The following is a 24,015-nucleotide window of genomic DNA, read 5'->3' on the forward strand; positions in this document are numbered from 1 at the left end:
CCCAGTCACCACCGCGATAACGGATTCACCACGGTAATCGAGAACCCCATGCCTCAACCGCGTCCCTACAAAGTTGCACTCAACGGCTACGGCCGGATTGGTCGTTGCGTCTTGCGTGCGTTGTTCGAGCGAGGCGAGAAGGCCGGGTTCGAGATTGTCGCGATCAACGATCTGGCGGACATGGCCAGTATCGAATACCTGACACGTTTCGACTCCACCCACGGGCGTTTCCCCGGCGAGGTGAAGGTCGACGGCGATTGTCTGCATATCAATGGCGACTGCGTGAAGGTTCTGCGCAGTGCCACCCCGGAAGGCATCGATTGGGCGTCGTTGGGCGTCGATCTGGTGCTGGAATGCTCGGGTGCCTACCACACCCGGGAAGATGGCCAGCGTTTCCTCGACGCCGGCGCGCCCCGTGTGCTGTTCTCCCAGCCGATGGCCAGCGAGGCGGATGTCGACGCCACCATCGTGTATGGCGTGAACCAGGATTGCCTGAGCGGTGACGAGCTGCTGGTGTCCAACGCCTCCTGCACCACCAACTGCGGCGTACCGCTGTTGCGCCTGCTGGACCAGGCCATTGGTCTGGAATACGTGTCGATCACCACCATCCACTCGGCGATGAACGATCAACCGGTCATCGACGCCTATCACCACGAGGACCTGCGCCGCACCCGCTCGGCGTTCCAGTCGGTGATCCCGGTGTCCACCGGTCTGGCGCGCGGCATCGAGCGCCTGTTGCCGGAACTTGCCGGGCGAATTCAGGCCAAAGCCGTACGCGTACCGACGGTGAACGTGTCTTGCCTCGATATTACGATGCAGACCGTCAGCGACACTGACGCCGCCGAGGTCAACCGGATCCTGCGCGACGCCGCCACCAGCGGCCCGCTCAAGGGCCTTCTGGCCTACACCGAGTTGCCTCACGCCAGTTGCGATTTCAACCATGACCCACATTCGGCAATTGTCGATGCCAGTCAGACCCGCGTTTCCGGCCCACGGCTGGTGAACATCCTGGCCTGGTTCGACAACGAATGGGGTTTTGCCAACCGAATGCTGGACGTTGCGGAACACTATCTGCAATCAGCTGACTCTCAAAAACACTGCTCTCCAAAACAGTAGGAAATGCGACCCATGACCGTGTTGAAGATGACCGACCTCGATCTGCAAGGTAAGCGCGTACTGATCCGCGAAGACCTCAACGTCCCAGTCAAGGACGGTGTAGTCACCAGCGATGCGCGAATCCTGGCTTCGCTGCCGACCATCAAGCTGGCCCTGGAAAAAGGCGCGGCCGTGATGGTCTGCTCGCACCTTGGCCGTCCGACCGAAGGCGAGTTCTCCGCCGAGAACAGCCTCAAGCCAGTCGCTGACTACCTGAGCCGCACCCTGGGCCGTGAAGTGCCGCTGGTGGCCGATTACCTGGGCGGCGTTGACGTCAAGGCGGGCGACATCGTGCTGTTCGAAAACGTACGCTTCAACAAGGGCGAGAAAAAGAACGCCGACGATTTGGCCCGGCAGTATGCCGCTCTGTGCGATGTCTTCGTGATGGACGCCTTCGGCACCGCCCACCGCGCCGAGGGTTCGACCCATGGCGTGGCCAAATTTGCCAAGGTCGCTGCGGCGGGCCCGCTGCTGGCCGCTGAGCTGGAAGCACTGGGCAAGGCCCTGGGTTCGCCGGCCCAGCCAATGGCGGCCATCGTGGCCGGCTCCAAAGTGTCGACCAAGCTCGACGTGCTGAACAGCCTGAGCCAGATCTGCGACCAGTTGATCGTGGGCGGCGGCATTGCCAACACCTTCCTGGCTGCGGCCGGCCACCCGGTCGGCAAGTCGCTGTACGAGCCGGACCTGCTGGACACCGCCCGTGCCATCGCGGCCAAGGTCAGCGTGCCATTGCCGGTGGATGTCGTGGTCGCCAAGGAGTTCGCTGACAGCGCCGAGGCGACAGTCAAGCTGATCGCCGACGTGGCGGCCGACGACATGATTCTGGACATCGGCCCACAGACGGCCGCGAATTTCGCCGAGCTGCTGAAGTCGTCGAAGACCATCCTGTGGAACGGCCCGGTCGGCGTGTTCGAATTCGACCAGTTCGGCAATGGCACCAAGGTGCTGGCCGAAGCCATCGCGCAAAGCGCGGCGTTCTCCATCGCTGGCGGCGGCGACACCCTGGCGGCCATCGATAAATATGGCGTTGCCGAGCGTATCTCCTACATTTCCACCGGTGGCGGTGCTTTCCTCGAGTTCGTCGAAGGCAAAGTGCTGCCGGCCGTTGAAGTCCTGGAAAGTCGGGCCAAGGCCTGAGGTCGTTGAATTGACCCGGCAAGGGAGTGTTCACATGGTCAGGATGCTTGGGTTGCTGATCGTTGCGGGTGCGCTGGCGGCCTGCGGGAGTCATCCGAAAGCCCAGCCGGAACCTGCGCCGCAAACCGTGGAAAAGGGCTGCTACCAGGCCGACTGGCAAGCGGAAACCAACCCGGTGATCAACAAGCGCTCCGGGCCGGATGGCCTGGACAAATACGAAACGCAGACCCCCGCCAAGGAACATGGTTGTCCTTGACGGGTCTGACTCCTTACTCAGGGCGGGCGGCGTGGCCGTCAGTCGAGGAACACGGATGAAAGGTTTTATCGCCATTACGGCGCTGGCACTGCTGGCAGGTTGCTCCAGTTTCGACCTGTTCAAACCTGCCGAATCGACGGACAACTGGACGACCTGGACCTGCGACAGTCAGGCCAAGGTGCTCTGGCGCTACACTGATGACAGTCGCAAGGCCGTCGATGTGCGTCTCGGCGGTGCCGATCAGGTGTATCGCCTGAAGGAGGAGCCAGGTGCGTCGGGTGTGCTGTACAGCAATGACATGCTGGCGTTTCACATGAAAGGTGAGGAAGGCCTGGTTTACTGGGTCGCCACCAATGATTTGATTGGCCGTGGCTGTAAAGCGCAATAACTGAAACGCCACGGACCAAATGTGGGAGCGGGCTTGCTCGCGAAGCGGTGGGTCAGCTTGCATCGATGTTGAATGTCAGATCGCATTCGCGAGCAAGCCCGCTCCCACAGGGTTCTGCGTAACGTACAGAATTTTGCAACACCGAATTGGCAGGCCGGACCAACCCCCGATCTGCAAAAACTTGAATAGCCGCCGCCGCTCCGGCAGGCTGGCACGATTAACGACCCAAACCGGGAGAGAGACACACAATGGCACTTATCAGCATGCGCCAGATGCTGGACCACGCAGCCGAGTTCGGCTACGGCGTCCCAGCCTTCAACGTCAACAACCTTGAGCAGATGCGCGCCATCATGGAAGCCGCTGACAAGACTGACTCTCCGGTGATCGTCCAGGCGTCGGCCGGCGCTCGCAAATACGCCGGTGCGCCGTTCCTGCGTCACCTGATCCTGGCAGCCATCGAAGAGTTCCCGCACATCCCGGTGTGCATGCACCAGGACCACGGCACCAGCCCCGACGTCTGCCAGCGTTCGATTCAGCTGGGCTTCAGCTCGGTGATGATGGACGGTTCCCTGGGCGAAGACGGCAAGACCCCGACCGACTACGACTACAACGTGCGCGTCACCCAGCAAACCGTGGCCATGGCTCACGCCTGCGGTGTTTCGGTGGAAGGTGAGCTGGGCTGCCTGGGTTCGCTGGAAACCGGCATGGCCGGTGAAGAAGACGGTATCGGTGCCGAAGGCGTTCTGGACCACAGCCAGATGCTGACCGACCCTGAAGAAGCCGCTGACTTCGTCAAGCGCACCCAGGTCGATGCCCTGGCCATCGCCATCGGCACCAGCCACGGCGCCTACAAGTTCACCAAGCCGCCTACCGGTGACGTGCTCGCCATCGACCGCATCAAGGAAATCCACAAGCGCATTCCGAACACCCACCTGGTGATGCACGGTTCGTCTTCGGTTCCGCAAGAGTGGCTGGCGATCATCAACCAGTACGGTGGCGACATCAAGGAAACCTACGGCGTACCGGTTGAGGAAATCGTCGAAGGCATCAAGCACGGCGTACGCAAGGTCAACATCGACACCGACCTGCGCCTGGCGTCCACCGGTGCGATGCGTCGCCTGATGGCCACCAACCCGAGCGAATTCGACCCACGTAAATTCTTCGGCGCCACCGTCACCGCCATGCGCGACGTGTGCATCGCCCGTTACGAAGCCTTCGGTACCGCCGGCAACGCTTCGAAGATCAAGCCGATCTCCCTGGAAGCGATGTACCAGCGTTACCTGAAGGGTGAGTTGAACGCCAAGGTCAACTAAGCGTCAGGCAACAACAGGAAACCCGCAGAAATGCGGGTTTTTTTATTGCCGATCATCAGGCTGGGAGCGGTGTTTGCCGGCTACTTGTCGTGGTCGATATCCAGCTTGCTGAACGTCACCTTGCCGCCTTCACTGGTGTACCCGGTGTTGTCCTGCACATAGACCCCGGCCTTGAAGTACAGGGGTTTGACCCGCCAGGTCGCGCTGATGTTGGTGTCCCACTGGTAGCCGGCGGCGCTGATGCCGAGCGCGCCACCGGGGCTGAGGTGGATGAGGTAGGAAAACTCCTGATCCAGCTTCACCCCGGTGGCGATGGTGATGACCCGGCCCTCGCCATCATCGGGGTGCATGCGCACCTTGGCGACGATGTTGCCGGTCTTGCTGGCGGTCTTGTACTGGTACTCGACCTTGACCATGGGTTTCTGGCTTTCGTAGGCATGGATCTGGCCGATGACGATCTTGCCCGAGCTTGGCACCTGGTTCACCGCCAGGGTGGCGCGCAGGGAGTTGTCGGCGTCCGGGTAGTACCAGTTTTTCAGGGTGCCGTTGCTGTAGGTTTCCCTGAGTTCGGTGCGCGGGTACTTCGCGTTTTCGGTGCGAGTCCCTGTGACTGGCGACCAGAAAAACAGCGTGCCGGTGTCGGAATGGAAGTATTGATTCTTGTAGCCCTTCACCAGCTTGTTTGTTTCAACCGTGTACGGCGGGCTGCCGACGGGGACACTGAGGTTCCAGGATGCGAGGTCGATCATAGGCAAAATTCCACAACGTTTTTCCGGCACGGACGTGCCAGAAGCTCTAGCACGGGCCTTGGAGGGCGCCCTTTATAAGCGTAGAGGGATTTTTTGTTAACGCCGGACTGACAGATGGGTGACGTCAAAATCCTGTTAAAACGCCATCTTTCCCGTGTTTAGCGGGCTGTAGAGGCGACCGTTAGTCGGTAAGTGATCGCTGTGCTTAAATGATGGCGTACTGACAGCTTCTGCTTTCTCAGTTCCCGGTCTAGAGTGAAGGCTCAGTACTGTCCGGTTTTCACGAGAAACCGGCCGACGTCCCGATAAGAGAAGCAGCATGGAATGCGCGCAAACTACGCCAGCCGAAGGCACCTCAACCCTTTTGATCGTCGATGATTACCCTGAAAACCTGATCAGTATGCGCGCCTTGCTGCAGCGTCAGGATTGGCAGGTGATGACGGCTGCATCCGGTTTTGAAGCCCTCAGCCTTCTACTCGAACACGATGTCGACCTGGTGCTGCTGGATGTGCAGATGCCGGGCATGGATGGTTTCGAGGTTGCGCGCCTGATGCGAGGCAGCCAGCGAACCCGTCTGACGCCGATCATCTTCCTCACCGCCAACGAACAGTCCCAGGACGCCGTGATCAAGGGCTACGCCAGTGGCGCGGTGGATTACCTGTTCAAACCTTTCGATCCGCAGATTCTCAAGCCCAAAGTGCAGGCGTTGCTGGAGCACCAGCGCAATCGCCGCGCCTTGCAGCGCCTGAGCCACGATCTGGAGGTGGCGCGTGCCTTCAATGCGTCGGTGCTGGATAACGCGGCAGAGGGCATTCTGGTGGTCGACGAAGGCGGGGTGATCCGCTTTGCCAACCCGGCCATGTCGCGTCTGCTCAATGCCACGCAGCAGGACCTGCAAGGCACGGAATTCCTCGATTACCTGCAAAAACCGCATATTCCGGTCTGGGCCGATTCGGAGCTGTTCAGCGGTTACAAGCGCGGCGAAACCTTCCGCCTGCACGATGCGTTGCTGCGCACCGCCGCCGGCCAGCAGGTGCCTGTGGCATTGTCCTGCGCGCCGCTGCCCGCCGAGCAGCACGCGATGGTGGTGACGGTGCTGGACATGTCGGTGGTGCGCCACCTGCATCAGCAACTGGAATTCCAGGCGGTCACCGACCCCTTGACCGGCCTGCTCAATCGCCGGGGTTTCTACCAGACGGTGGAAAACCTGTTGCTGCGCGGTGAGCGTTCCGACCGTGCCTGGGTATTGTTGTACCTGGATCTCGATGGCTTCAAGCGGGTCAACGACTCCCTCGGGCACGACGCCGGTGACCGGGTGTTGCGCTGGGTTTCCGAACAGTTGAAGGCCTGCTTGCGTCCCTTCGACATTCTGTCGCGCATGGGCGGTGACGAATTCACGGCCCTGCTCGACCTGGAGTTTCCGGAGCAAGCGGCGAAGATTGCCGAGAAACTCATCGAGCGGGTATCGATCTGCCAGCAGATCGACGGCCTGGATATCGCACTGGGCGCCAGTATCGGTATCGCCACGTTTCCCGACTGCGGTGCCAACCTCGATGGTTTGTTGCGCGCGGCCGATATCGCCATGTACGAGGCCAAGCGTGCCGGCCGCCAGCAGTATCGCTTCTATGACCATGACATGAACGGTCGGGCCCGCTCGCGGCTGATGCTCGAAGAAAGCGTGCGCAGTGCCATTGAGAACCGTGATTTCAACCTGGTGTATCAGCCGCAGGTGGCCATTGAGGATGGACGGATCCGTGGTTTCGAAGCGTTGTTGCGCTGGCAGCACCCGAGTGTCGGCGACGTGCCTCCCGGGCTGTTCTTGCCGTTGCTGGAAGAGGCGCGCCTGATCAGCCGTCTGAGCACCTGGATCTATCAGCGCGGCGCCGGGCAGCGCAAAGCCTGGGAAACCGTGTTCGCCGAGGACCTGGTGCTGGGCGTCAGTCTGAGCAGCACACAGTTCGGCATGCCCAACCTGGTGACCGAGTTGCGCCAGGTGCTGGAGCGCCATGGTTTGCAGGCCCGTCACCTGGAAGTCGAGGTGACGGAAGAAGCATTGATGCTGAACCCTGAGGAAACCCGCAAGCAGCTGCGGTTGCTGCACAACCTGGGGGTTCGCGTGGCGCTGGATGATTTCGGTTCCGGGCCGTGCTCGCTGTCTCATCTGCGCGACCTGGAGCTCGATACGCTCAAGCTCGACCGCCACGTGATCGCCCGGTTGCCCGACTCCTCCAGGGACGCGGCGCTGGTGCGCAATGTGATCGACCTGTGCAGGCAATACTCGATCCTGGTGATCGCCGAGGGTGTGGAAACCGTCGAGCAGTATGAGTGGCTGCGGGCCAATGGCTGCGAGTACGTGCAAGGTTTCCTGGTGGCGCACCCGATGGTGGCCGAGGACGTCGGCGGCTTCGCGCAACCGTTCGACTGGAGCGCGTTGACGAACTGAATTCGCTACACTGGCGATCTTTGCGTAACTGATGTGCCGCCCCCATGACTGCCCTGAAATTTCTCCAGGCCTATCCCGTTGCGTTGCAGGACCAGGTGCGCCAGCTGATCGCCGAAGGTCGGCTGGGCGATTACCTGAGCCGGCGTTATCCGCAACGGCACGATGTGCAGAGCGACAAGGCGCTGTACGCCTATGCCCTGGACCTGAAGCAGGCATACCTGCGTAACGCCCCGGCCATCGACAAGGTGTTGTTCGATAACCGCCTGGACCTGACGCACCGCGCGCTCGGCCTGCACACCACGATCTCCCGGGTGCAGGGCGGCAAGCTCAAGGCCAAGAAGGAAATTCGCGTCGCCTCGCTGTTCAAGGAGGCACCCGCCGAGTTTCTGAAAATGATCGTGGTGCACGAACTGGCGCACTTCAGGGAATCGGATCACAACAAGGCGTTCTACCAGTTGTGCGATCACATGTTGCCGGGGTATCACCAAGTGGAGTTCGATCTGCGGGTGTACCTGACGTGGCGGGAAATGCAGTAGCGAGGGAGTGTGTGGATGGACGTGAGCAAGACCAAGAGCAGCTTCTATCGCCGTCTGTACGTGGCGTACCTGATCGACAGCGGGCTGGCCAGCAGCGTACCGGCCCTGACCGACGTGACGGGCATGCCCCGGCGTACGGCCCAGGACACCATCGCTGCCTTGGCGGACCTGGACATCGTGTGCGAATTCGAGCAGGAAGAGGGCGCGCGCAACCATGCCGGGCGCTATCGGATTCGCGAGTGGGGAGCGATCGACCGGGGCTGGATCGAACGTAATCTGCGCCAGATCAAGGTGGTGTTGGAGTATCCCTAGGTCTCGCTGTGGTAGATCGGACGCCTATCGCGAGCAGGCTCGCTCCCACAATGGATCTCCATTGTATTCAGTTACCGTGGGAGCGAGCCTGCTCGCGATGGGGTCCTCAGGAGCGCCGCATACCTATATGTGGAATGCCATCCTCGACATACTCCTCACCCGCCACCTCGAACCCGTACCGCCCGTAATACCCCTGCAGGTGCGCCTGGGCCGACAGGTAGATCGGGACATCGGGCCAACGTTTTTGCGCCTGTTTCAGCGCCTGGGCAATCAGTTCGTGGCCCAGTCCCTTGCCGCGATAATCGGGCGCGGTGATCACCCGTCCGATCACGACGTCGCCGCCTTGCAGTTCAGGGTCGAGCAGGCGCAGGTACGCTGCCAGCCGATCCCCGTCCCAGGCCATCAGGTGGCAGGTATCGCCTTCCAGATCCTGGCCATCCACGTCCTGGTAGACACATTTCTGTTCGACCACGAACACGTCGACGCGCAGTTGCAGAATCGCGTACAGCTGCTCCTTGCCCAGATCGCTGTGGTGTTTGCAGACCCAATCGATTGTCATCTTCACGTTTCCTTGTCTCAGTGATTGCGATACTAAGCGTCCGGGCGAGGGATGTCTGTATGGCGCAGAAATCTGTGACAAAGGCCAAAATGCCATCATTCATTTCGTGCGGTGCCGTCTTCTTTGTGTAATCTGAAGTGAAGCGCTGTGCTGTGGCTTCTATGAACTAAGGTAAGTAGCTGGGTCTTGCCGGTAAGGGTCCCTGGAGTTTTGGCTGAAAACACGTGGGCAGCCTGCCCGCTAAGGATTTTCGAGCATGCCGCGATTGCATCGAGCGTTGGTCTTGATCGGATTGCTGTTGCTGACTCAAAACGCGGCAGCGGAAAAGCTGCGACTGGTCGCCGACGCCTGGCCACCCTTTACCGACGCCACGCTGGTCAACGGTGGCTTGGCCACCGACATCGTCGCCACCGCGCTGGCTCGCGCCGGCTACGCCAGCGAATTTGAACAGGTGCCGTGGGCGCGTGCGTTGATGGGGCTGGGCGAAGGGCGTTACGACGTACTGGTGAATGCCTGGTACGCCGAGGAGCGCACGAAGCTGGGGCAGTTTTCCGGCGAGTACCTGCTCAATCGCGTGCGCTTTCTCAAGCGCAAGGACGCGCCCATCGAGTTCAATAACCTGCAGCAACTGCACATGTATCCCATTGCCGTGGTGCGCGGCTACGCCTATTCGCCGGCCTTCGAGGAAGACGCCTCGCTACAGAAAGTCCCGGTGCACAGTTTCGCCATGGCCGTGCGCATGGTCGCCGCCGACCGGGTCAAGCTGACCCTGGAAGACGAATACGTCGCGCGTTACTACCTGGCCCGCGAGTCGGCCAAGGTCCGCAACTCCGTGGAGTTCCTGCCCAAGCCCCTGAGCGAAAACAGCCTGCACATTCTGGTCAGCCTGAAGAATCCGCAGCATGCACAGATCGTCGCCGGCTTTGATCGGGAGATTGCCGAGATGAAGGCGGACGGCAGTTATGCGCGGTTGATGAAGCAGCATGGGATGTGAGTGTCGGTGCGGCTGACGGCCTCTTCGCGAGCAAGCCCGCTCCCACCCCGGAATGCGTTTCCCTGTGGGAGCGGGCTTGCTCGCGATGGCGCCTGATCAGCGGCTACGAACCCTCGCCAGTGTCCTTGATCAGATGCGCCGCCAGCGTGCGCAACGGCCCCAGCTGCCGACAGATCAGCGCCAGCTGAGTCTGCACCAGTCGCTGACCCTCATCGATCTCGTCCGGCATCTGTTCCAGATCGTCGGCCAGCGCTTCTTCTTCATCGCTCTGAATCGCAATCGGCGTTTTGCTCGCCAGGCCCTGGGCGATTTCGTCGATGCTGTGCGCCAGTTTCACCCCGGCGCCTTCGATCAAGTGCTCGCGCACGTCTGCCGGCAGCAGGGTTTCCCGGTGCGCGCCCAACCCAGACAAATAGCTGAGCAAGGTGTGTGACAGCACCAGGAAACGGAACCCGACATCCGCTTCCTTACGGAAATGCCCCGGCTCCATCAGCATATTGGCCAGGGTCGTCGACAGCGCCGCATCGGCGTTGTGCGCGTTGCGTCGGGCAAGGCGATACGCCAGGTCGTCGCTTTTGCCAGCGGCGTATTGCTGCATGATCTGGCGCAGGTAGATGCTGTTGCAGGTCAGGGTGTTGGCCAGCACCTTGTTCAGGCGTCGACCCTGCCAGTCGGGCAGGAACAGGAACACCGCCAGCCCGGCGATCAGGCTGCCGAGCAATGTATCGAACAGTCGCGGCAGGAACAGGCCGTAGCCATCGCCCACCTGGTTGAAGCAGAACAGCACCATCAGGGTGATCGCGGCGGTGGCCAGGGTGTAGCGGGTGGTTCGGCTGATAAAGAACACCACCCCGGCGGCGATGGCGAAGCACGACTGCACCAGCGGGTTGGGGAACAGGTCGAACAGCGCCCACGCCACCGTCAGGCCGATGGCGGTGCCGACGATCCGCTGCCCGAGCTTGCGGCGTGTGGCACCGTAGTTCGGCTGGCAGACGAAGAGCGTGGTGAGGATGATCCAATAGCCCTGGGACGGGTGAATCAAATGCACCATGCCGTAGCCGATGCTCAAGGCCAGGGGCAGGCGCAGGGCGTGGCGGAACAGCAGCGAGGTCGGTGTCAACTGCGTGCGCAGGCGAATCCATACGTCCTTGAGATTGCGTGGCGAGCGGTCGAGCAGGCTGCTGTCGCTGGCGTCGGCGAGGGCGTCGGGGTTGCTCGCGTCGCTGAGCAGGCGGTCCAGGGTGCCGAGGTTGGCGGACAGCGCCCGCAGGGACCGCAGCAGCCCGCGCCAGGCCGGATTGCTCTGGATGCGCAGGTGCTCGAGCGAGGCATTCAGGTCTCCCAGGGCCTCGGCGAAGCTGGCGTCGTAAACGAACGGCTGGCGCATCTGGATCGATTCCGCCAGGGCCCGGCAGGCCTTGCCTTGCTGGCGCAGCAGGCGCTGGCAGCGGAACAGCACGTCGCTGTGGAAAAACGCCTCGGCCAGGGCGTTGTACGGATAGTGCGAGGAACTGGCGCGTTCGTGGATGTCCTGGGCGAGGAAGTAGAGCTTCAGGTAGCGGCTGACTTTCGACCCCGGTCGGCCATTGCCGACCCGGTGCAGGATGATTTCCTTGGCGGCGTTCAGTGCGGCGACGACGCGGCCGTTCTGCTGGGCCAGTTCCAGTCGGCGCGCTTCCACGTCCAGCTGGCGGATCGGTTCCAGCAGTGACGATTTCAGCTTCAGGTAGAAGCCCAGCTCGCGAAAAAGACGCGCCAGGCTCTGCTGCACCGGCTGGTTGGAAAACAGTGCCTGCCACAGAACCGACAGCGCGCCGTACCACGCTGCCCCGGCCACCAGCAGCATCGGCTCGTGCCAGAAATCGGTGACCGCGCCGCCGCGCTGGTCCACGCCGATCATGGTGTAGACCGACAGGATCAGGGTCGCCGAGGCGATGGCGCCATAGCGTTCGCCCAATGCTCCGAGCATGGTCAGGCCGAAACCGGCCAGGGCCAGGGCGATGACAAACAGGATCGGGTAGGGGAACAGCAGTTCGACCGACAGCGCGGCGATGCTGAAACACACGAGCGTCACCGCCAGCGAATTGAGGCGGCCCTGCCAGCTGTCGTCGGTCTCGGCCAGGGCGCTGGCGATGATGCCGAGGAACAGTGGAATGAGCAGGCCCATTTCATCCTGATACCAGCACAGCGCCATGCTGCCGGTCAGGGCGATGAACACCCGCACACTGTAGCTGAATTTATCCAGCGCCCAGATACGACGCAGAGACTGACGAAGAGGGGTCGATGACATGAAGTGCGAAGGCCTTCCGAGGCAATGACGCTAAATTGAGCCAGTAATGACGTCGACGCAATGGCGCCGATCACATCTGACAGCAAAATCTGTTCCTTCAAGCGCGACGGATGATCATTGTGGGAGCGAGCCGGCTCGCGAAGAGGCCGGCACAGTCAACATCTGAGCTGATCACAAGAGCGCTTTCGCGAGCAGGCTCGCTGCCACATTTTTGGGCGCGCGGTCAGACATACTGCGCAGCGGCGTAACCCGAGGCCCAGGCCCACTGGAAGTTGAAGCCGCCCAGGTGACCGGTGACGTCGAGCACTTCTCCAATGAAATACAAGCCCGGGCTTTTCAGTGACTCCATGGTCTTGGACGAGACTTCGCGAGTGTCGACGCCGCCCAGGGTGACTTCGGCGGTGCGATAGCCTTCGGTGCCGGCCGGGACGACTTTCCAGCTCGCCAGTTTCTCGGCAATGTCGGCCAGTTCGGCGTGGGTGTACTGCTTGATCGGTTTGGACACGAACCAGTTATCCGCCAGCAGGTTGGCCATCTTCTTGGTGAAGATCTCGCCGAGCAGGGTTTTCAGCTCGCTGTTCGGTCGTTCGCTTTGCTGCTGTTGCAGCCAGCCTGGTACGTCATGGTCCGGCATCAGGTTGATTTCGACCGTGTCGCCGGATTCCCAGAACGAGGAAATCTGCAAAATCGCCGGGCCGCTGAGGCCTCGGTGGGTGAACAGGATGTTTTCGCGGAAGCTCTGGTCGTTGCAACTGACCAGGCAATCCACCGAGGTGCCGGACAGCTCGGTGCACAGTGCCTTGAGCTGGTCGGTGATGGTGAACGGCACCAGGCCGGCGCGGGTGGGCAGCAGTTCGTGGCCGAATTGCTTCGCCACCTGATAGCCGAAACCGGTGGCGCCCAGGGTCGGAATCGACAGGCCGCCAGTGGCGATCACCAGCGATTGGCAGGTGATCTGGCCGAGGGTGGTGTCCAGCAGATAACCGCTTTCCAGCTTCTCGATGCTCTGGATCGATGTGTCCAGGTGCAGGCTGACGCCGACCTGCTCGCACTCGTTGAGCAGCATGTCGAGAATGTCGCTGGACTTGTTATCGCAGAACAACTGACCGAGCTTTTTCTCGTGGTAAGGCACGCCGTGCTTGGCGACCATGCCGATGAAATCCCACTGGGTGTAGCGCGCCAGGGCCGATTTGCAAAAGTGTGGGTTGTGCGAGAGGAAATTGCCCGGTTCGCTGTACATGTTGGTGAAATTGCAGCGCCCACCGCCCGACATCAGGATTTTCTTGCCGGCCTTGTTGGCATGGTCAAGCAACAACACCTGGCGCCCGCGCCCGGCGGCGGTCAGTGCACACATCAACCCTGCGGCGCCAGCGCCAATGATCACGACTTCGGTAGAACGCAAAACGGTGTCCTCTGGATGACTCACCACAAAACAAACTGTGGGAGCGAGCCTGCTCGCGATGGCAGCGTGCCAGATACATTCAAGTGTCTGATACTCCGCCATCGCGAGCAGGCTCGCTCCCACAGGGGAAGTGCGGCGTTGTTACAGAATACGCACGCGCAACGAGCGGCCCTTGATCTTGCCGTCGTTCAGGCGCTGCAAGGCCTGTTTGGCGACGCCGCGTTCCACGGCCACGTAGGCCTGGAAGTCGAAGATCGCGATCTTGCCGACCTGGGCGCCGGGAATGCCGGCCTCACCGGTCAATGCCCCCAGGATATCGCCCGGACGCACCTTGTCCTTGCGGCCGGCGGCGATGCACAGGGTGCTCATCTGCGGCAGCAGCGGACCGCCGCCCTGGGACTTGAGGTTGTCCACCTGGTCCCAGGTCAGCGGGCTCTTCTGCAGTTCTTCGATGGCCTGCGCACGCTGTGCTTCGGACGGCGCGACCAGGCTGATCGCCAGGCCTTTCTCGCCGGCGCGACCGGTACGGCCGACACGGTGGATGTGAATTTCCGAGTCGCGGGCCAGTTCGACGTTGATCACCATGTCCAGCGAGTCGATGTCCAGGCCGCGGGCGGCGACGTCGGTGGCCACCAGCACCGAGGTGCTGCGGTTGGCGAACATCGCCAGGACCTGATCGCGGTCACGCTGTTCCAGGTCGCCGTGCAGGCCGACCGCCGAAATGCCTTTGGCGGTCAGGTGATCGACCGTTTCCTGAACCTGCTGCTTGGTGAAACAGAAGGCCACGCAGGACGCCGGGCGGAAGTGGCCGAGCACCTTGGTCACCGCGCTCATGCGCTCTTCCGGGGAAATCTCGTAGAAGCGCTGCTCGATCTGCGTGTCGTCGTGGAACGCCTCGGCCTTGACCTGCTGCGGATTGCGCATGAACTTCGCCGCCAGTTGCTTGATGCCGACCGGGTAAGTGGCGGAGAACAGCAACGTCTGGCGACGCTCCGGGGCCTGCATGATGATTTCTTCGATGGAATCGTAGAAACCCATGTCGAGCATGCGGTCGGCTTCGTCGAGGATCAGCGTGTTCAGGCCATGCAGGACCAGCGAACCCTTGCGCAGGTGCTGCTGGATGCGCCCCGGCGTGCCGACGATGATGTGTGCGCCGTGTTCCAGCGAAGCGATCTGCGGGCCCAGGGACACACCGCCGCACAGGGTCAGGACCTTGATGTTGTCTTCGGCGCGGGCCAGGCGGCGAATTTCCTTGGCGACCTGGTCGGCCAGTTCGCGGGTCGGGCACAGGATCAGCGCCTGGCAGCCGAAATAACGCGGATTGATCGGGTTCAGCAGGCCGATACCGAAGGCCGCGGTCTTGCCGCTGCCGGTCTTGGCCTGGGCGATCAGGTCCATCCCCTTGAGGATCACCGGCAAGCTTTGCGCCTGGATCGGCGTCATCTGGGCATAACCGAGGGATTCGAGGTTAGCCAGCATGGCGGCGGACAGCGGCAAAGTATTAAAAGCGGTGGCAATGGTGGTCACGGGACTGGCCTGCAAAACAAAATGTCGCGCAGTGTATCAGTCCCGCTGCCCCGACCTGTAATTTCTGGACGAATTGCTTTATGCGACTCCCGGTCAGTGCTCGATATCGTGTTCGCGACTGACGACCCGGCGCCCGTCCCTGGGCGAGAGCTGGGAGAAAATCGTCGCCGCCAGCATCGCCATGATGCCGACGGTGACGAACGTCAGCTGGAACGCCCCCAGCACCGTGTCCACGCCGTCGTTGCCCACTTGCGCGGTGAACCCGCCGAGCAGGGCGCCGGCGCAGGCCACACCCAGGCTCAGGGACAATTGCGCGACCACCGACAACAGGCTGTTGCCGCTGCTGGCGCTGGCGTCGTCGAGGTCGATCAGGGTCACGGTGTTCATCGCGGTGAATTGCAACGAGTTGATCGCGCCGAGGATCGCCAGCATCCCCAGCAGCAGCCAGTAAGGCGTCTGCTCACTGACCAGGCCCATGCTCGCCAGCATCAGGCCCAGCGCCAGGGTGTTGCCGGTGAGGACGATGCGGTAGCCCAGGCGCTCGATCATCGGGCGCGCCACCGATTTGGCGACCATCGCTGCCGCCGCCAGCGGCAACATGCTCATCCCGGCCTGGGACGGCGAGTAACCCAGCGCCACTTGCAGCAGCAACGGCACGAGGAAGGGCAGGGCGCCGCTGCCCAGGCGGGCGAACAGGTTGCCGAGAATGCCCACGGCGAAGGTGCGGGTCTTGAACAGCGATGGCGCGAACAGCGGGTTTTCGATGTGCCCGGCCCGCAGCCAGTAGGCCGCCAGGCACGCCAGGCCGCCGAACAGCAGCAACATCACCCGCAGGTGCGGCAGGTGCAGTTCGCCGAGGCCTTCCATGGCAATGGTGATCAGCACCATCGCGGCGCCGAACAGCAAAAAGCCCAGGCTGTCGAAGCGCGTGCGCTCGCTGCCGCGCAGGTCGGGGATGAATTTCCACACGGCATAGCAACCGATGGCGCCGACCGGCAGGTTGATCAGGAAGATCCAGTGCCAGGTCAGGTACTCCACCATCCAGCCACCCATGGTCGGGCCGATCAACGGGCCGAGCAGGCCGGGAATGGTGATGAAGCCCATGATCCGCACCAGCTCGGAGCGGGGGTAGGCACGCAGCACCACCAGTCGCCCGACCGGCAGCATCAGCGCGCCGCCCAGACCCTGGATCACCCGTGCGCCGATCAGCATGCCCAGGCTGCTCGACAGGGCGCAGAGCAACGAGCCGATGCTGAACAGCAGGATCGCGCCAAAGAAGATTTTCTTGGTGCCGAAGCGGTCGGCAATCCAGCCCGAGGCCGGGATCAGCAAGGCGACGGTGAGCATGTAGGCGATGATCACACCCTGCATGCGCAAGGGGTCTTCCGCCAGGTCGCGGGCCATGGCTGGCAGGGCGGTGTTGAGGATGGTCCCGTCCAGGGACTGCATGAAGAAGGCGATTGCGACGACCCAGGGCAACCAGCGGGCGGTGACGGCATCGAGCGTTGGGCGGTTGGGCATGGGGCCTCGTGTCAGATTAACCGGTGGAGGGATTTACCTTGTGGGAGCGAGCCTGCTCGCGAGGAGCGTAAACGATGACACGGGCTGTCTGAATGCGTGCCTCGTCTATGAATCCTTCGCGATCAGGCTCGCTCCCACAAGAGGTGCAGGTGTTACAGGGTCAACGTCAACCGGCTGATCAGCGCACCCGGCAACAGCGCCGACGCGGTTGCCCGCTGGCTGTAGGTGCTCGCCGACAGCAACAGTTCCCGCTCGGTCGTCAGCGCTTCGAGCTGCGAACCGAGCAGGCTGAAGGCGCTGTCGTCGAAGCGCATGGTGCTGACCGGCGCCTGTATCTGGCCATTCTCGACCCAGAATGTGGCGAACCGCGTCATGCCGGTCATGCGTGCGCCCGGCAGGTCCGAGTAGTTCAGGTACCAGAGGTTGCTGATGTACAGCCCCGTGCCCAGTTGCCTGAGCACGTCGGCCTCCGGCAGCGCTCCGGCCGCCATGTTCAACGCGCTGGGGGCCTCGCCGCCGCCGGCGCCGTTGGCGGTGAGACCGTACTCGGCGGCGCTGCGCGAGCTGACCAGCTGCGCCTCGGCCTGGCCTTCGACGATCAACTTCAGGTCGCTGCGCGGGTAACCCTCGCCGGAGAAGGCCGGGCTCAACGAGCCACTGACGTGCTCATCCAGTGACACCAGCGGGCTGAACGAATGGTCGCCGCTGTAGAGCTTCTGCAACGGGCTGCTCTTGCTGGCGATCGACTGCGCCGAAAACCCGCCCCAGCTCAGCAGGCTCATGATTTCCTCCAGCGCCGCGGGCGCCAGGTAGGCGCGGTACTGCCCCGGTGCCAGGGTACGCAGGGGGCGACCGAGAAACGCCAGTTGCTCGCGGGCCTGGGCAAAACGCCGGGCGAAGCCTTCGCTGTTCCAGTGGTGCCCGGCGTAGCTGGCTTTCACTGCCTGACCGTTGGCATGGAACAGGCTGAAATCAAAGTTGAAGCTGTTGGCCTGATGCCAGCCGAACGCGCCCGCCGAACTGGCGAACCCCCGACTGATCGGCCCTGCCGCATAGAAGCCCACCAGGTCCAGGCCTTCGGCGGCGCGGGTGATTTCGCCGACCACCTGCTCGGTGTCCGGCAGCGGATGCGCCTGTACATTGTTGCTTTGCCAGCCGTTATGGTTGAGCAGCAGGTAAGGGTCCGGGGGCAGCAGCGGCAAGGTTTCGCGCAACTGCTGCAAGCCGTCGGCCAGCCGCCGGGCATCGACCTCGGCAGCGCCCGACAAGGTGATGTCGAGGTCGGCGTGCCGGCCATCGTTGATCAGTTTCAAGCCCACGCTGGCCTGCTGCACCTGACCGGCCTGGCGCACCTTGGCATGGTTGAAACGCACGAAGGCCGACGCTTCGGCAGCGTAGCTGAGGGTGAACTGCTCCGGCTCGCGAATCGCTTCGCGCAATCCGTTGACCAAGGCCTTGAATGCCGCCGCCTGGCTGTTTGCTGGAGTCGTGTACGTGGTCATCAGGCGTCTCCCCCGAATACATCCACCTGGCTGAACACACAGGCCGGCGACGCGTGACCGACACGAATCACCTGGTTGGGTTCGCCCTTGCCGCAGTTCGGCGTGCCCAGTACCTGGAAGGTGCTGGTGTCGCCGACCGCGCTGAGGCTTTTCCAGAACTGCGCGGAAACCCCCCGGTAGTTCGGGTTCTTCACCACGCCCTTGAGTTCGCCGTTTTCGATCAACTGCCCCCATTCGCAGCCGAACTGGAATTTGTTGCGGGCGTCGTCGATCGACCACGAGCGGTTGGTCGACATCAGGATGCCGTGCTCGATGTTGCCGATCAGTTGCGCCAGCGACTGATCGCCGGGCTCGATGTTGAGATTGGCCATGCGGTCGATGGGCGGACGGTTCCAGCTGCAGGCGCGGCTGTTGGCAACACCGTCCATGCCGGCGCGGAACTGCGACAGCGCGCCGCCCAATGGTCGCAGGAGCAAGCCTTCCCTGATCAGGAACTGCTTGCTCGCCGCGCTGCCGTCGTCGTCATGGCCGTAGCTGGCGAGTTGCTCGGGAATGTCCGGGTCGAAGGTCACGTTGAGCCATTTCGAGCCGTATTGCAGCTGGCCGAAGTCTTGCGCCTTGACGAAGCTGGTGCCGGCGTAATTGCGCTCGTCACCGAGGATGCGGTCCAGTTCCAGGGGGTGGCCGATGGATTCGTGGATCTGCAGCATCATCTGGTCGGGCATCAGCAGCAGGTCCCGCGCACCCGGCGGGGTGTTTGGCGCGAGCAGCAGTTGCAGGGCCTGGTCAGCGATGTGCGGACCGGCACCGATCAGGCCGCAGCGGCTGATCACATCCGCGCCACCCTGCTGGCCGAAGTTCTCGCGGCCCAGGCTGCGGGTCTGGCTGTCGTTGCCGTCGTAGGCGGTGACGTCGAGGCCCGGATAGACGAAACGCTGGGCCTGGCGCAGTTCAGCGCCGGCGCTGCTGAGGTAGATCTGCTCGACGTGGGTCATGCCGATGCTGACCTGCCAGTTGACCAGTCGCTCATCCCTGGGCACGGCGGCGGATTCGGCGCCGAGCAGCTCGTAGCATTCACTCAGGGACGGGAAGGGCTGGTCGAGATTCGGCGAGAAGTAGTCCGCGCGGTCGCTGGAGACCCGTTGATCGCGCAGGTCGAGCAAGGCGTGAGGCTTGAGCTGGCGGGCCTGCTGCTCGGCTTTGTCGAGCGCGGTTTGCAGGCCCGCCGGGGACAGGTCGTTGGTCGCGGCATAGGCCTCGACGCCGTTCACGCGCACGGTCAGCATCGCGCCTTCGTCACGCCGCAGGCTTGGCGGTTCGGCGACGTTCTTGCGCACCGACAGGTACTGCCCGGACTCGCGCACATAACGCAGGGAAAAGAATTCAGCGCCCGTGCGCAAGGCAGCGAAGCGCTGCTTGAGCTGGGGATGGAAATCGAACATGCGTGAAACCTCCTGGCGATGCAGTGGTGGTGAAGCCGTGTTGCGGGAGGAGGGGGTGAAACGATTGCGTGGCGCTAGAGTAGGCCGGCGAGGGGGGAGGATCAAGTTTGAAACGGTGGGGATGTGTGGTTTGTCAGGTCCTCATCGCGAGCCGGCTCGCTCCTGCACTGATCCCGGTCGTACCGAAAATCATAGGTGGGAGCGAGCCTGCTCGCGATGGACCGTGACGCGGTGTATCGGTGTCAGGCGATCTGGCTCACTTCGCGCAAAGCCTTGCCCTTCACCGGCGCATCGCCCGCGACGTAGTAGTCAGCCGTGCTGCGCGGCAATGGCTGGCGACCACGGATCCTGTCGGCGATTTTCTCGGCCATCATGATCGTCGGCGCATTCAGGTTGCCGGTGGTGATGATCGGCATGATCGAAGCATCGACCACACGCAGGCCTTGCATGCCGTGCACGCGACCCTGGCCATCGACCACGGCCATGTCGTCGGTGCCCATCTTGCACGAGCAGGACGGGTGGAACGCAGTTTCGGCGTGCTCGCGGATGAACTTGTCGAGCTGCTCGTCGGTTTGCACCTCGATGCCCGGGCTGATTTCGCGGCCACGGAAGGCGTCCAGCGCCGGTTGCTGCATGATTTCACGGGTCAGGCGAATGCCGTCGCGGAACTCCTGCCAGTCCTGCTCGGTGGCCATGTAGTTGAACAGGATGCTCGGGTGCTGGCGCGGGTCCTTGGACTTGACCTGGATGCGCCCGCGGCTTGGCGAACGCATGGAGCCCATGTGTGCCTGGAAGCCGTGTTCCTTCACGCCGTTGCTGCCGTTGTAGTTGATCGCCACCGGCAGGAAGTGGTACTGGATGTTCGGCCATTCGAATTCCGGGCGGCTGCGAATGAAACCGCCGGCTTCGAACTGGTTGCTGGCGCCGATGCCGGTGCCGTTGAACAGCCACTCGGCACCGATGGCCGGCTGGTTGTACCAGAGCAGCGACGGGTACAGCGAGACCGGTTGCGTGCAGGCGTACTGCAGGTACAGCTCAAGGTGGTCCTGCAGGTTTTCACCGACGCCCGGCAGGTCGTGGACCACCGGGATATCGAGGCTTTCCAGCAGCTTGGCCGGGCCCACGCCGGAACGTTGCAGCAGTTGCGGCGAAGCGATCGCGCCGCTGCACACCAGCACTTCCTTGCGTGCGCGCGCTTCAACGCGTTCTTCGGCGGCGCCGACCAGGTAACGCACACCGACCGCACGCTTGCCTTCGAACAGGATCTTGTCGGTCAGGGCGTGGGTGACGATGGTCAGGGTCGAGCGCTGCTTGGCGACGTCCAGGTAGCCGCGGGCGGTGGAAGCACGACGGCCATTGGGCGTGACGGTGCGGTCCATCGGGCCGAAGCCTTCCTGTTGGTAGCCGTTGAGGTCTTCGGTTCGTGGGTAACCGGCTTGCACGCCGGCTTCGACCATGGCGTGGAACAGCGGGTTGTTTCCGGCTTTCGGCGTGGTCACGCTGACCGGGCCGTCGCCACCGTGGTAGTCGTTCGGGCCGATGTCGCGGGTTTCAGCTTTTCGGAAATAGGGCAGGCAATCGAGGTAGGTCCAGTCTTCCAGGCCTGGCAGCTTGGCCCAGCCGTCGTAGTCCATGGCGTTGCCGCGGATGTAGCACATGCCGTTGATCAGCGAGGAACCGCCCAGGCCCTTGCCGCGACCGCATTCCATCCGGCGTCCGTCCATGTGCGGTTCCGGATCGGTTTCGTACGCCCAGTTGTAGCGCCGGCCTTGCAGCGGGAAGGCCAGAGCGGCCGGCATCTGGGTACGGAAGTCCAGGCGGTAGTCCGGACCACCCGCTTCGAGCAGCAGAACAGTGACGCCGGCGTCTTCGGTCAGGCGGGTCGCCAGGGTGTTACCGGCCGAGCCGGCACCGACGATGATGTAATCGAATTCTTGGGACATTGAATGCACCCTCTTTGAAATTGGGTCAGGTCATGGCGAGTGCTGCGCACTCGATCGCGAGCAGGCTCGCTCCCACAGTGGAGCGCGTGCTTCTGTGGGAGCAGGCTTGCCCGCGAAGGCGGCCTCGCGGGCAATGCAGGGCTCGGGGCTTAGAACACCGAGACGTAATCGCCCAGCTCGACCTGTACCGATTTGATGCGAGTGAAGTTGTTCAGCGAGCTGATGCCGTTCTCGCGGCCCACACCCGATTGCTTGTAGCCACCGACCGGCATCTTGGCGTCGGATTCGCCCCAGGCATTGATCCAGCAGATGCCCGCTTCCAGTTGGTGAATGATGCGGTGGGCACGGTTCAGGTCCTTGGTGACCACACCGGCGGCCAGGCCGAAGTCGGTGTCGTTGGCACGGCGGATCACTTCTTCTTCGCTCTCGTAGCTCAGGATCGCCATCACCGGGCCGAAGATTTCCTCGCGCACGATGGTCATGTCGTCGGTGCAGTCGGTGAACACGGTCGGTGCGACGAACGCGCCCTTGCCGAGCTCGCCTTCGGTCAGGCGACTGCCGCCGCACAGTACGCGAGCGCCTTCTTCCTTGCCCTTGGCGATGTAGCCCAGCACGCTTTCCATGTGGGCGAAGCTGACCAGCGGGCCGAAGTTGGTGTTTTCGTCTTCCGGGTTGCCGATGCGGATGCGCGCCACGCGCTCGGCGATCTTGGCTTCGAAAGCGGCCTTGAGGTGGCTCGGCACGAACACGCGGGTGCCGTTGGTGCAGACCTGGCCGGAGCTGTAGAAGTTGGCCATCATCGCAGTGTCGGCGGCGCGATCCAGGTCGGCGTCGTCGCAGATGATCAGCGGGGATTTGCCGCCCAGCTCCATGGTCACGTCCTTGAGCGAAGAGCTCGAGGCGCTGGCCATGACTTTCTTGCCGGTGTCGGTGCCGCCGGTGAACGAAATTTTTTCGATGCGCGGGTGCTCGGTCAGCCAGGTGCCGACTTCACGGCCGCTGCCGGTCAGGACGTTGAACACACCCGCCGGAACACCGGCCTCGGTGTAGATCTCGGCCAGTTTCAGGGTGGTCAGCGACGTGACTTCGCTAGGTTTGAAGATCATCGCGTTGCCGGCGGCCAGGGCCGGTGCGGATTTCCACAGGGCGATCTGGATCGGGTAGTTCCACGCGCCGATCCCGGCCACCACGCCCAGCGGCTCGCGACGGGTGTAGACGAAGGACGTGGTGCGCAGCGGAATCTGCTCGCCTTCGATGGCGGGCACCAGGCCTGCGTAGTATTCCAGTACATCGGCGCCGGTGACGATGTCGACGTAGCGGGTTTCGGAGTAGGCCTTGCCGGTGTCCAGGGTTTCCAGGGCGGCCAGTTCGTCGTTGCGCTCACGCAGGATTTCCACGGCGCGACGCAGGATGCGCGAACGCTCCATGGCCGTCATGGCGGCCCAGATTTTCTGGCCCTTTTCGGCGCTGACCACGGCACGCTCGACGTCTGCTTGGGTGGCGCGTTGGACTTTTGCGAGGACTTCACCGTTAGCCGGGTTGATGGCTTCGAACGTGGCATCGCTGCCAGCGTCGGAGTAAGCGCCATCGATGTAGAGTTTTTGCAGTTCGAAACGGGCCATAAAGTCCTCGCAAGTGCATCAGTGATTGGCTCGATCCGGGTGTTGAGCGTTCTAGATGTGCTCTAACTCACCCGCTTGGCCAGTTGGAAATCCATGTATTCGTAAGCGATCCGGTGTGCCTGCTCGGTGTCGAAAGCATCTCCCGACAGCGCGCCGCGCAACCACAAGCCGTCAATGAGCGCCGCCAGGCCCCGGGCTGCACTGCGCGCATCATCGAGCGGCAATACACGGCGGAACTGGCAGCACAGGTTGGAATACAGACGGTGATCGTTGATCCGCTGCAACCTGTGCAAAGACGGGTGGTGCATGCTGGTGGCCCAGAAGGCCAGCCAGGTTTTCATTGCCGGGCCATTGACCTGGCTGGCGTCGAAGTTGCCTTCGATGATCACCTGCAGATGCGCCCGCGGGCTGTCATCTGTCAGCGCCTGCCGGCGCGCGGTGACGTTCTCGCTGAGGACGGTCATCAGGTACTGCGCAGTGGCAGCGATCAGGCCGTTCTTGTCCTGAAAGTAATGACTGATGATGCCATTCGAGACACCGGCCAAACGGGCGATCAGCGCAATGCTGGCGTCCCCCATCCCGACCTGATCGACCGCTTGCAACGTGGCTTCGATCAACTGCTGGCGACGGATGGGTTGCATACCGACCTTGGGCATCTTGCACATCTCCTTAGGCCTTGCGGCAGACGTCAAACGGCTACCGGCTTGTGGCCAGTCTATTTTGTTTTGATTGAACGTTCAATCAACAAAGAATAAGCTCTGCGACAAATCGTCGCTCCTTGCCGGTTTTTCCAAGCTGTAAAGGGCGATAAACCGACATCCGAATCGGCTCGAAACCGGCGTGCGAAAGCATCGGCGGGCTTCGAGCTTTTTTCGGGGTGTCTTTATATCACCCGCCGGTCGGCTGCCCACTAACCGATTGGTC

The 24,015-nt window shown here is 62.6% G+C and carries 20 protein-coding genes; 9 read left to right on the plus strand and 11 right to left on the minus strand.

Features of this window, described 5'->3' with window-relative positions:
• Positions 1 to 48: 48 nt before the first annotated feature.
• From epd to fba, 5 genes are all read left to right on the plus strand, one after another.
• Positions 49 to 1,116 carry an erythrose-4-phosphate dehydrogenase gene (gene epd, locus ACM6IM_RS00890; protein ID WP_371052069.1) on the plus strand — a complete coding sequence of 356 codons (1,068 nt, stop codon included), beginning with the start codon at positions 49 to 51 and terminating at the stop codon, positions 1,114 to 1,116.
• A 12-nt stretch (positions 1,117 to 1,128) separates the two neighbouring features.
• Positions 1,129 to 2,292: a phosphoglycerate kinase gene (locus ACM6IM_RS00895; RefSeq protein WP_414863913.1), complete on the plus strand. Its 1,164-nt coding sequence runs from the start codon at positions 1,129 to 1,131 to the stop codon at positions 2,290 to 2,292.
• Positions 2,293 to 2,326: 34 nt separating this feature from the next.
• Positions 2,327 to 2,548 carry a hypothetical protein gene (locus ACM6IM_RS00900; RefSeq protein ID WP_414863914.1) on the plus strand — a complete coding sequence of 74 codons (222 nt, stop codon included), beginning with the start codon at positions 2,327 to 2,329 and terminating at the stop codon, positions 2,546 to 2,548.
• Positions 2,549 to 2,603: 55 nt separating this feature from the next.
• Positions 2,604 to 2,936, plus strand: a complete 333-nt coding sequence (locus ACM6IM_RS00905) for an MliC family protein (protein ID WP_414863915.1) — start codon at positions 2,604 to 2,606, stop codon at positions 2,934 to 2,936.
• A 248-nt stretch (positions 2,937 to 3,184) separates the two neighbouring features.
• The gene (gene fba, locus ACM6IM_RS00910) at positions 3,185 to 4,249 is read left to right on the plus strand and encodes a class II fructose-bisphosphate aldolase (protein ID WP_008081027.1); all 1,065 of its coding nucleotides are present in this window, start codon (positions 3,185 to 3,187) and stop codon (positions 4,247 to 4,249) included.
• 80 nt (positions 4,250 to 4,329) lie between these two features.
• On the opposite strand, the gene ACM6IM_RS00915 is transcribed toward fba, so the two are convergent.
• On the minus strand, positions 4,330 to 4,998 hold the full coding sequence (locus tag ACM6IM_RS00915) for a polysaccharide lyase family 7 protein (RefSeq protein WP_192306730.1): 669 nt from the start codon (positions 4,996 to 4,998) through the stop codon (positions 4,330 to 4,332).
• A gap of 319 nt (positions 4,999 to 5,317) precedes the next feature.
• Between ACM6IM_RS00915 and ACM6IM_RS00920 the strand changes: the two genes are divergently transcribed.
• Genes ACM6IM_RS00920 through ACM6IM_RS00930 form a run of 3 tightly spaced genes read left to right on the plus strand, consistent with a single transcriptional unit; the run spans position 5,318 to position 8,289 of the window.
• Positions 5,318 to 7,441 (plus strand): putative bifunctional diguanylate cyclase/phosphodiesterase, encoded by a 2,124-nt coding sequence (locus ACM6IM_RS00920; RefSeq protein ID WP_414863916.1) that lies wholly within the window; start codon positions 5,318 to 5,320, stop codon positions 7,439 to 7,441.
• Between the two features lie 44 nt (positions 7,442 to 7,485).
• Positions 7,486 to 7,977 carry a M48 family metallopeptidase gene (locus tag ACM6IM_RS00925; protein WP_414863917.1) on the plus strand — a complete coding sequence of 164 codons (492 nt, stop codon included), beginning with the start codon at positions 7,486 to 7,488 and terminating at the stop codon, positions 7,975 to 7,977.
• Between the two features lie 15 nt (positions 7,978 to 7,992).
• A complete protein-coding gene (locus tag ACM6IM_RS00930; protein ID WP_414863918.1) occupies positions 7,993 to 8,289 on the plus strand; it encodes a winged helix-turn-helix domain-containing protein in 297 nt (98 codons plus the stop codon).
• A 106-nt stretch (positions 8,290 to 8,395) separates the two neighbouring features.
• Here ACM6IM_RS00930 and ACM6IM_RS00935 read toward each other — a convergent pair whose 3' ends face one another.
• Positions 8,396 to 8,848: a GNAT family N-acetyltransferase gene (locus ACM6IM_RS00935; protein WP_414863919.1), complete on the minus strand. Its 453-nt coding sequence runs from the start codon at positions 8,846 to 8,848 to the stop codon at positions 8,396 to 8,398.
• Between the two features lie 256 nt (positions 8,849 to 9,104).
• Between ACM6IM_RS00935 and ACM6IM_RS00940 the strand changes: the two genes are divergently transcribed.
• A complete protein-coding gene (locus ACM6IM_RS00940; protein WP_192306722.1) occupies positions 9,105 to 9,842 on the plus strand; it encodes a substrate-binding periplasmic protein in 738 nt (245 codons plus the stop codon).
• A 103-nt stretch (positions 9,843 to 9,945) separates the two neighbouring features.
• On the opposite strand, the gene yccS is transcribed toward ACM6IM_RS00940, so the two are convergent.
• The 9 genes from yccS to betI all read right to left on the minus strand — a co-directional run bounded on the left by yccS (position 9,946) and on the right by betI (position 23,747).
• Positions 9,946 to 12,132: a YccS family putative transporter gene (gene yccS, locus ACM6IM_RS00945; protein ID WP_414863920.1), complete on the minus strand. Its 2,187-nt coding sequence runs from the start codon at positions 12,130 to 12,132 to the stop codon at positions 9,946 to 9,948.
• 223 nt (positions 12,133 to 12,355) lie between these two features.
• Entirely contained in the window at positions 12,356 to 13,534 is a 1,179-nt protein-coding gene (locus ACM6IM_RS00950) for an NAD(P)/FAD-dependent oxidoreductase (protein ID WP_414863921.1), read from the minus strand.
• A 141-nt stretch (positions 13,535 to 13,675) separates the two neighbouring features.
• Entirely contained in the window at positions 13,676 to 15,013 is a 1,338-nt protein-coding gene (dbpA, locus tag ACM6IM_RS00955) for an ATP-dependent RNA helicase DbpA (protein WP_414863998.1), read from the minus strand.
• 141 nt (positions 15,014 to 15,154) lie between these two features.
• Complete coding sequence (mdtD, locus tag ACM6IM_RS00960; protein ID WP_201191733.1) at positions 15,155 to 16,582, minus strand: multidrug transporter subunit MdtD; 1,428 nt, start codon at positions 16,580 to 16,582, stop codon at positions 15,155 to 15,157.
• Positions 16,583 to 16,734: 152 nt separating this feature from the next.
• A complete protein-coding gene (locus ACM6IM_RS00965; protein WP_414863922.1) occupies positions 16,735 to 18,084 on the minus strand; it encodes a TldD/PmbA family protein in 1,350 nt (449 codons plus the stop codon).
• Positions 18,084 to 19,526 (minus strand): TldD/PmbA family protein, encoded by a 1,443-nt coding sequence (locus ACM6IM_RS00970; RefSeq protein WP_414863923.1) that lies wholly within the window; start codon positions 19,524 to 19,526, stop codon positions 18,084 to 18,086. The genes ACM6IM_RS00965 and ACM6IM_RS00970 overlap by 1 nt, the downstream gene beginning before the upstream one ends.
• 242 nt (positions 19,527 to 19,768) lie before the next feature.
• A complete protein-coding gene (gene betA, locus ACM6IM_RS00975; RefSeq protein ID WP_414863924.1) occupies positions 19,769 to 21,469 on the minus strand; it encodes a choline dehydrogenase in 1,701 nt (566 codons plus the stop codon).
• A gap of 149 nt (positions 21,470 to 21,618) precedes the next feature.
• Positions 21,619 to 23,091, minus strand: coding sequence for a betaine-aldehyde dehydrogenase (gene betB, locus ACM6IM_RS00980; protein WP_414863925.1), 1,473 nt, complete (start codon positions 23,089 to 23,091; stop codon positions 21,619 to 21,621).
• Between the two features lie 62 nt (positions 23,092 to 23,153).
• Positions 23,154 to 23,747 carry a transcriptional regulator BetI gene (gene betI / locus ACM6IM_RS00985; RefSeq protein WP_192306698.1) on the minus strand — a complete coding sequence of 198 codons (594 nt, stop codon included), beginning with the start codon at positions 23,745 to 23,747 and terminating at the stop codon, positions 23,154 to 23,156.
• Positions 23,748 to 24,015 lie beyond the last annotated feature (268 nt).

Origin of the sequence: Pseudomonas sp. IT-P12 (assembly GCF_949767465.1) — a bacterium.
Lineage (GTDB): Bacteria > Pseudomonadota > Gammaproteobacteria > Pseudomonadales > Pseudomonadaceae > Aquipseudomonas.